The sequence below is a fragment of the Eisenbergiella porci genome (assembly GCF_009696275.1).
GTDB classification, from domain to species: Bacteria; Bacillota; Clostridia; order Lachnospirales; family Lachnospiraceae; genus Eisenbergiella; species Eisenbergiella porci.
In genome coordinates this window covers 1-8383 of sequence record NZ_VUMI01000097.1, presented here as the reverse complement: position 1 = coordinate 8383, position 8383 = coordinate 1, and the positions used below count along the sequence as shown (strand labels likewise).

Below are 8383 nucleotides of genomic sequence, written 5' to 3'. Positions count from 1 at the left end.
TATTCTGAATGCCATTCGTATTTACCACCTTTACTTGATAAACACAGTATATCACACCGAGCAAGAAATAGAGTGTTTGTGTAAAATTTTCAAGGTACTATTATAGGGCTTTTGACCCCAACATCAAGATAATTTCATAGTAGAAATATCTTCATGGTCATCAAGTGGTGGAACCAGAAGAACTACTGATGCACAATATCCGCAGTTTGGAACGGTTTCTGCTAGTGGCGTTTTAAATAAAAGCTATAATTCAACCACGGGTAAACTAATTATTTCTGGTTTGGGAGGAAATAAAAATTCAGATACCTCCGGCTGGGTACACTTTACCTCGACAAGCATCATCTTTGATATATACGTTATATTATAGAAAATTCTTAATGTATAGTGTATACTACAGGCCATTGCATCAACCCATAGTTATTAAATATATATCATAATCAAGTGATGTACTTAAAGAAATACGCGATTGTTCATCATATGTATGGGATTCATTTGCAGATGTATTAGAAATAGACAAAATCCCAGTAGACTTATTATATGTTAATGAGGGTATGGCTGATATATTTATATTTCCATATCTTAATGACCATGAAACACCCGCTCTTACTCTTGCAGCAACAATAAAGAAATTGTCTAAGGTAAAATCAGCCCAGCCTTCATATTTTTTGCAATCTATGCTTGTATTGTTACTTCCAATTAAAATTCGTTTCCAACTACCCAATTTTTTTGATACTGAATCAGCACCAACCTTATATGTTACACATGGCTCTCCTGTATCGTTAACCCAGAAAGTCATCCCTCCAAACTGACCACTAAAATTAGAATTTAATTCACTAACCAACTTAGTACTAGCCGCAATTTTGTCGCTGCTGGAATCTTTAGAGCTGGAGATGCCATCGATGGCACCTAACTTCGCCTGGGCGGTCTTTCCGTCGTCGAATTGCAGTGTATTTGCGTTCGTCCAATGGGAAACAAGCTGAAAGCCCGAGGAAGTTAAAATATACTTTTTAAATTTTTTATAACCTGATACAATACTCATATTTTTGTTTCCTTTCTTAGTATTCTTTGTTCCAGAAAACCTTGCCGGCCATTTCTTCGGCGGTAGGTTCTGTGTCTGAATATACGTTAAATATTTCCTGTTTTTTAAAGGAAAGCTGTTCTTCGATGGAAACCAGCTTTTGTTCCAGGAAATTGAAGAGTGAGGCAGTAAACGCCTCAAGGTTGGGATGGTTCTTTAAAAGCCTGGCAGCGCCTGCCGGATTGCCCGCTTTGAACAGCTTTTTGTGTTGGTCGGCGGTTTCTTTGCTGCGCAGCCGGGCAGAGCTGTGGGGTACAAAAATAAAATCATGTTCGTTCATTAAATCCTCCCTGTTCAGTATTCGGCAAACCATTCGGTGCCCTGACCGAAATTGCCTTCCGGTTCGGTTTCGTTTTCCGTAATCACGACGGCCTGGGTGGACGAGGCCGTCTGCCACAGCTCATAAAGGCCCTGTTCAATTTTGTTGATGCTGTTCATGTCTATAATGTACGGCTTTAAAAGCTCATGATTCTCCTCGAGCAGCCGGGAAGCGGCGGCAAAATCCTCCTGGTCCATGTATTTATAATACTGTAGGACGAGGGGAGCGGCTGTGGCATCCACGTCTTTGTAATTTGACAGTTGATATGACATTTTTCACCTCCTTAGAGTGGGATCTCATAATCGTACATTAACGGATGGAAACGGTACATTGTTATGGAGGTCGTCGGTACGGTGCCTCCCAGATTATGAGATATGTTTGTGATGATATAGGGATAGGGTTCGGATGTATTCTGTTTCTGCCAGGTGACTTTTTCGTAGACATCCAGCCAGGGGACACAGAGTGTTGTGATGGTGACAATATCATTCCAGGAGGAGGTTTTTATATTGTCATAGATAGCCGTTTCGATGGCATTGGACACGGATGTGATGTTGTCATAGGTATCTCCGGTTTTGACATCGGGAACAATGCCTATCTGCTGTATCGTAAAGGGATTGTCGGGTTCCACGCGGAATACAACGTTTTTGCAGTTAAACCGTTCTGCAAAAAACTGCTTCGTATAAACCGGGTCCTGCGCATCGGCGGTAAGAACGCATATGGCATGGGGCTGGTATTGGCCCAGATAATAAAAACGGCCGGAGTTATCAACCTTTTTATATTGTAGGACATATGTTTCACCGGCGGTCATGGTATCTGCGGCGACAGGGTTCGTTGTATTCTCATAATAAATGGGAACCAGGGAAAGCCCGTTGATCTGAAGCTGCATTCCTTCCGCATTGTTTTTGTCTGCTGTGAAAGCGATATAATCGTTGGAAACATATTTTTCATAGTCATCCAGCTGAAGCTTGTAGGTATTGCCTGAGGTGGTGCAATTTTTGGACATCCGGTCAATCTCGTAAACGGAACCGAGGACCTCCGTGACATTGCGGATGTTTTCAATATCATAGTCAACGGATTCCCCGCTGTCCGTGAGGATGGATTTGAGAAAATCATCGTCCAGTGCAATCGGATTATTTTCACAGGAAGGGATCATGTGGCAGCAAAAGTTATTGTATACGTCAAAATATTTCTGGAGATTGGGATACAGGCCGGTGATTTCGTTGATTTCGTCGGCAACCATGCATCCCATGTTAAATTCCAGGTCATAGGGAAGCTGGTTCCAGCCGGGGTTATTTTTCCGGTATTTTTCAAAATCCGTGTTATTGGCTTCCATGCCGAAAAATTCTCCGATATCATCAATGATGCAGTTTTCAATCCCGCCCTGCTGCTTCAGGACAAAGGTCAGCACCTCCCGCAGGATGGTGTGATTTCCTTCGTCGTCCACAGCGGGAATTTTTATCAGCGGCGTGCCGCTTACCTGTCCGTTGCGTGTCCCGTTCAGTTTGGAAAACCAGTCCGAAACGGTGAGGGAAAGAGTATTGCTGGTGCTGTTATACTGGGTATTGGAGGCGGTAATCAGATAGGTGCCGCAGGGATACCAGATGTAATCATTTTTCATGACGCTGTACATGCCGATTTCAAATTTAAAATCCAGGCCGAACCAGCTTTGGATTTTTTCCTCAATATCTGTCTGAAATTCATCCAGCGCCAGCGTAAAGTTCAGGGTTCTGCGGATGTCGGATTCTCCGCTGATTCCGTAGGTGCCCAGCTGTGAAATTCCATAGATAACATCCACAATCCGGCTGCCCTTCATGACGCTGAGGCGGTATTTATAGTCAAGGGCGCCCTGGCTGAAAAGCAGCTTGTCTTCTTCGTTTATTTTATATTTCATAAATCACCACCATTCCGGCCCGATGGGGCTTAAGCCGTTGGTATAGAGCGCTTTGGGATCATTGACATCACCGATTTCAGCGAACTGGAAGGTGATTTTACGCAGGTCAGGATGGCTGTCCATGGTATCGGTGGGGGTTCCCACAACATCAATTATCCAGATCCGGCCGTCCTCCCATTTGAGGATTTTTGGCTTTTTATCGGTGAGGAAATCCATCATGTCCTTTCTCAGTGACAGGCTGCCGGGAAGGTCGGCAAAGCAGTCCCTTGTGTCCGTTTTCAGGAATGCGCCGGTAGCTGTGCCCGTATCGTAGTTATAGGCGCCGTTATGGATCACCTTGGCATATTGGCTGTTTAAAAGTGTGGCAGCCTCGCCGGACGCCGTCCTGGTGATATCGCATCCGTCCAGGTTGTAAATGGTTCCGATGGCGTTGTCCTGGTTTACAACGAAAAAGCCGTTGAAATCGGAATGGACTTCCCTGATTACGCGGCTGTTTTCAATGCCGTTGCAGGTGGACGCCAGCATGAATTCGTAATCCGTGTTGCTTCGGGCATAGCGGTAAAAATAAAGCATTTTGAAATCATTAATGGTTTTGATTTCCTTGGTATGGATTGTCCTCCAGTCCATGCTGCCTTTTTCACGGCATTTGACCACCATTACGTCGGTATTCCTTAAGCTGAAGCCGGAATTCCCGGCATCCAGGCTGTCTTCAAAGGGCGCGCTGAGAAGGGTATTTTCATTCCATTCATTATGCGTGCTTTCGATGGTTTCTTCGGAATTTTTGCTGGCGTATAAATGATCGAAGGTTCCGTTGGTCAGCTTGATTTCTGTGATCGGACTGACGCTGACGGCAGGAGGATCCAGTGTATGTAAGCCGCTGAAAAAAGCGGTTCCGAGAAATAGCATAGTTTGTCAGTCTCCTTTCAGATATTTTCCACCGTACTGTCGTTTTCATAATAGATGCTTAAGTCATAGCGCCCGTTTTTATAGCTGATTTCGAAAACTGCGGTGTTTTGATCCGGGTAGCCCGGGGCGGCGAGCATAAGCAGGTTGCCGGCGGTATCCACAAGCAGGCTGCCTTGCGCGTCTGCCAGTGAGGGCGTGGGGATTTCGGCGAAAATATTGTAATGCCCCAGTTTGGCGCCATAGGGGATGTTTAAAATCCCGTAGTAAGCTTTCCCCAGCCGTTTTATGCGGATATCAAGATATTTGCCGGTTCCCGGACAGCGCATTTTGAAAAAAGAAGCGTCAAGGGGGACTTTCCGCGCTTTGAGAAATACCTTGAATTCATCCGTGATTTCGAAGCCGGCATTATAGGTGAGCGTGTTGTCGCCGCCGATGATCAATTCGCTGTTTTTTATGGTATAGTTGTCGTTTTCTATTTCATAGCCGATGTCAATGACGCCGCTTTCCAGTGCAATGCTGCCGTTTTCTGGATGGTTTTTTGCCTCAAAAAGGACGTTGGCAGGCATGAGGAAATATTTAATGCTTATTTTGATATAGTCGGTTTCGATGCGAAGTCCGTGGGCTGTTGTTCCTGTGGCCCGCACATAATATTCGCTTTCATTTTTCAGGCCGTAAAAGATATGGGTCATGTCGGAAGCGTCATATTTATGTTCGGAGGAAGTGAGCAGTGTTTTATCGTAGTCGTAGAGAAGGAACTGGAAGTCCTGTAAGGCCTCCTGTTCCTTCTGGGAGTAGATAAGAGTCAGATTTGGGTTGGCCGTGTGGAGGATGGTGTCTTTGTCCAGGGCGTCGAAACGAAATTCCGGGGTGGAATAGCAGCAGAAAAGTACAGGCTCCGAAAAAGGGGATTCATTTCCATAGGCGTCAAAAACCTTGATGCGGATTTGATAGCTTTTTCCGGGAGAAAAGGTGCCTCCCGGAAATACGTGGTCGGACCGCATTCTGTCCTGCACGGAATCATATACGGTCTGATAGGTTTCGTTGTCCAGCACGATGGCCCGGTTGCGGACTATCTGGCTGCCTGTGTAGGAAAATTCCACAGTGTGGTTGTTGATGGGATCAAAGGTCTCGACAGGATGTATATCCGGCGTATGTAAAGTGGCCATAGTATCCTCCTTAATATTCCTGAAGCCAGTAATTATTTACTGACAGTCCGGTGGGTTCGGTTGCGCTTATTTTTTCCTTCAGTACGCCTCCTGCCAGGCTTGTGGCAATGGAAACGTTGCCGGACAGGTTGGTCGAGGCTGAGCCGGTGACATCGCCGGTCAGGGAAATGGTTCTGCTGGCGGATAATTTTTCCGCGCTGGAAGCAGCGCCTCCGGCGGAAGCGGAGCCGGCATAATTGTGGGTATGGGATTTGGCGGCCGCATCCGTAATACCGTAGCCGGAAAGCGTGGTGGGATTGGTGCCGCCGGTAACATGGCCCTGGGCGTTTACGGTTACGCTTTTATAGGTTCCGGCCGATGCGCCGCTGTTGGGATGGGTATACACGGTATCCGTAAATTTGGCGTTGGAGGGAACTGCCGCTGCAACGGTGACATTGGACCAGGAACCCCAGGCGCCGTTTGATTTTACACGGATGTATTTGGGTACGGCCCTGGCGTCCGCGCTTGCCGTAAACTGATATACCTCCTGGTACAAGTAGTTGGCGTTATGGGCGGTAACGCGGCCGAAATACCAGCCTGTTGAAGGGGCGTTTGCAGCATCATTTCCCATATAAAAACCATTTGCCGCCGCCGAGTTCCAGTCCGTGATGGTTTTGCAGAAATCAGTGAGAAAGCGGTGGGTGGAATCCTCGGTTATCATGGACGCGGGATGGGAAGCGGGGTGGGTATATTTGTTTGCCCCTTCGGCGATGCCGTTGAGCTTGCTGAGAAGGGCGGCCGTAAAATCGTTGGTTGACAGGCCTTTGCCGCTGACCTTGTCCACTTTATTGGAGACGGTGTTCCATTTGTCGAGCATGGCCTGGGTAAGCGTATCCAGGATGCCTTTATTGACATGTGTGTGGTTCTGGCTGGTATCGATGTCCGCGGAGGTGAGATAGCCGGGATCGTTGGTGAACTGGGACAGCTTGGTGGGCATGTCGGAAATCTGTGCCTTTGTGTGGGTATGGGAGGAAGGCGGGAAGGAGGCCGGCTTATTTTTGATAAAAGCGTCGGAAGCGGAATCGGTGATGTTCCAGTCCGCCTGCACATTAACCTCCGCACCGTCGGCGATGCCATTTAGTTTGTTCAGAAGAGCCGTTGAAAAATCGTTGGAGGATAATCCTTTTCCTGTGACCTTGTCCACTTTATCGGAGACTGTGTTCCATTTGTCGAGAAGGGCCTGTGTGAGGGTATCCAGGATGCTTTGGTTGCCATGCACATGTTTTTTGGCGTTTGCATCGTTCCAATTTGATTTTTCCGTGGTGGTAACATGTTTGCTGTTGTCCGACTGGTGGGTAATATAGTCGGAGATGGCCTTAGCGGTTTTGCCCAGGGAAACGGACAGGGTTTCCCCTGAGGTCAGCCCGGCCAGTGCGGCGGCGCTTGTGAAGGTGGGAGTCTGATTGTTTGTAGTTACATTGGGGACGCTGCCCAAGCCTACATCGGCCTTGCCGGGTTTGTTATTTGTTGTATAAATTTTTCCGCTGCCCAGATAGCCGGTAGCGTCATCACGGACTTCCAGAAGGGAATGGAAAGTAGTTCCGCTGTCTTCGGACTGGGAAACCCTGAATACGGCGTCACCGGCAGTGGAATTGTCCACCACTTCGATTTTCTGCTGATAAGTGCCGGCAGCCTGGTCTATGGTAAAACCGGCGCCGTCGCCAAAGGTGGCAGTATCGGGCAGCTTATAGACGGGGGTTTCCGTACCGTTGATTTTGATATTGCCGTTTTTTTCGGAGCGTTCTGTTTTGGTGGCATCGGTTCTGGCATGGGCGGCCAGGCTGTGATCATAGGCGGCTTTGCCCTGATCTCCGCGGAAGGCGGAGCTGCTGTCCGTACCCAGAACCACGCCTACGCCGTCTGCGTTGGTCACTGTTTTGCCGATGGCGCCGGGAGAACCGGTGGTATTGGATTTTACGGAAATGGAATCGGCGTCAACATGGATGCCGTTCCCTGCGCCTACGTTGAGGGTTCTGTCGGCGGCCAGGGTGCCGCCTCCGGTCAGGCCGCTGCCTGCGTTGATTTTTCTTGTCTGAATTACGGCGCCGTCAATATTTGTCTGGCAGACGGTCCAGTCGGAGTCCAGATTGCCGGAACCCTTTCTGTCCGTAAGCGCAACGATCAGATCGCCTGTTTCACAGGGCTGTCCGGCATAGGTGCCGTCTGTGACAACGCGGTAGGTCCAGCCTGTAAGGTAAGTGACGGGCAGGGCGGAAATGGTGCCCCCGGTTCCCAGCGTCCCCTTAAAAATCATGGCGTCGGACGCGGCAATGCCGTTTGCTATCTGCCGGTTTACGAATTCTGTGTTTGCCAGCTGCCCGGAATTATCATCCGCGTCCGCTGTGGGAGCGGTAGGAATGCCGGTAAAAACAGGACTGTTAAACATGGTGGCTTTGGATTCATTTGTGACATTTCCAAGCCCTACCTGGGCTTTTGTAGTTTTATGGGGATTCCCGGAATCTGCTTTGTGGCTGTCTAAGCTGGCCTCCAACGCTTTTCCGGCAGAGCCTTCATAAACGGTTCCTGTTTCTTTCCCGTAGCTTAAAAATTCGGATGGAAGCCTGGCTTGATCATCCAGCGGCGCAATGCCGTTTGCTGCGCCGATGTCCTCCTGATGGGCATAAAAGCTGCTTATGTCATTATGCTCTTTTACATACTGGATCAGCTGTTTCAGGGTGCCCTTGCGGGTGGTGTCCTGATCTTCGATTACAGTGATATCGGAATCCTGTAATTTCTGAACCTCTGCCAGATTTTTTAGTTTCTTATATGGGATTGGCATGTATTCACCTCCATTGCAGAGGAAGGTTTTTATGGGTTTGTCTAACAGCCCGGGACGATGGCCGTCCCGGACCGTTATAATAGATTAGGAAAGTTCTAAGTCAGGGGCTCAAAATCAAGAGCTTGATATGAACTTCAAGCCCCTGATTTAGTACTTTCCTTTTGAACCAAGTCGCACATGCGGACCTCTTATGCCGTTTTAATGA

Annotated in this window: 7 protein-coding genes; all 7 read right to left on the bottom strand. The window is 48.1% G+C overall.

Going from position 1 to position 8383, the window contains the following annotated elements:
- Positions 1–406: 406 nt before the first annotated feature.
- From FYJ45_RS28365 to FYJ45_RS30140, 7 genes are read right to left on the bottom strand one after another with little or no spacing between them, the layout of a single operon-like run.
- Positions 407–1039, bottom strand: coding sequence for a hypothetical protein (locus FYJ45_RS28365; RefSeq protein WP_154468315.1), 633 nt, complete (start codon positions 1037–1039; stop codon positions 407–409).
- 16 nt (positions 1040–1055) lie between these two features.
- A complete protein-coding gene (locus FYJ45_RS28360) occupies positions 1056–1358 on the bottom strand; it encodes a hypothetical protein (protein ID WP_102288320.1) in 303 nt (100 codons plus the stop codon).
- A gap of 14 nt (positions 1359–1372) precedes the next feature.
- A complete protein-coding gene (locus FYJ45_RS28355; protein ID WP_154468314.1) occupies positions 1373–1669 on the bottom strand; it encodes a hypothetical protein in 297 nt (98 codons plus the stop codon).
- An 11-nt stretch (positions 1670–1680) separates the two neighbouring features.
- Positions 1681–3288 carry a DUF5048 domain-containing protein gene (locus FYJ45_RS28350; protein ID WP_154468313.1) on the bottom strand — a complete coding sequence of 536 codons (1608 nt, stop codon included), beginning with the start codon at positions 3286–3288 and terminating at the stop codon, positions 1681–1683.
- Between the two features lie 3 nt (positions 3289–3291).
- Positions 3292–4194 (bottom strand): hypothetical protein, encoded by a 903-nt coding sequence (locus FYJ45_RS28345; RefSeq protein WP_154468312.1) that lies wholly within the window; start codon positions 4192–4194, stop codon positions 3292–3294.
- Between the two features lie 17 nt (positions 4195–4211).
- Positions 4212–5360 carry a hypothetical protein gene (locus FYJ45_RS28340; RefSeq protein WP_154468311.1) on the bottom strand — a complete coding sequence of 383 codons (1149 nt, stop codon included), beginning with the start codon at positions 5358–5360 and terminating at the stop codon, positions 4212–4214.
- Positions 5361–5370: 10 nt separating this feature from the next.
- On the bottom strand, positions 5371–8178 hold the full coding sequence (locus FYJ45_RS30140; protein ID WP_207708462.1) for a pyocin knob domain-containing protein: 2808 nt from the start codon (positions 8176–8178) through the stop codon (positions 5371–5373).
- Positions 8179–8383: the final 205 nt, after the last annotated feature.

What these genes read in the sequence shown, in the direction of transcription:
- FYJ45_RS28355 (WP_154468314.1), bottom strand. Translation starts at nt 1,669, where the DNA reads ATGTCATATCAACTGTCAAATTACAAAGACGTGGATGCCACAGCCGCT.
- FYJ45_RS28350 (WP_154468313.1), bottom strand. Translation starts at nt 3,288, where the DNA reads ATGAAATATAAAATAAACGAAGAAGACAAGCTGCTTTTCAGCCAGGGC.
- FYJ45_RS28340 (WP_154468311.1), bottom strand. Translation starts at nt 5,360, where the DNA reads ATGGCCACTTTACATACGCCGGATATACATCCTGTCGAGACCTTTGAT.
- FYJ45_RS28345 (WP_154468312.1), bottom strand. Translation starts at nt 4,194, where the DNA reads ATGCTATTTCTCGGAACCGCTTTTTTCAGCGGCTTACATACACTGGAT.
- FYJ45_RS28360 (WP_102288320.1), bottom strand. Translation starts at nt 1,358, where the DNA reads ATGAACGAACATGATTTTATTTTTGTACCCCACAGCTCTGCCCGGCTG.
- FYJ45_RS28365 (WP_154468315.1), bottom strand. Translation starts at nt 1,039, where the DNA reads ATGAGTATTGTATCAGGTTATAAAAAATTTAAAAAGTATATTTTAACT.
- FYJ45_RS30140 (WP_207708462.1), bottom strand. Translation starts at nt 8,178, where the DNA reads ATGCCAATCCCATATAAGAAACTAAAAAATCTGGCAGAGGTTCAGAAA.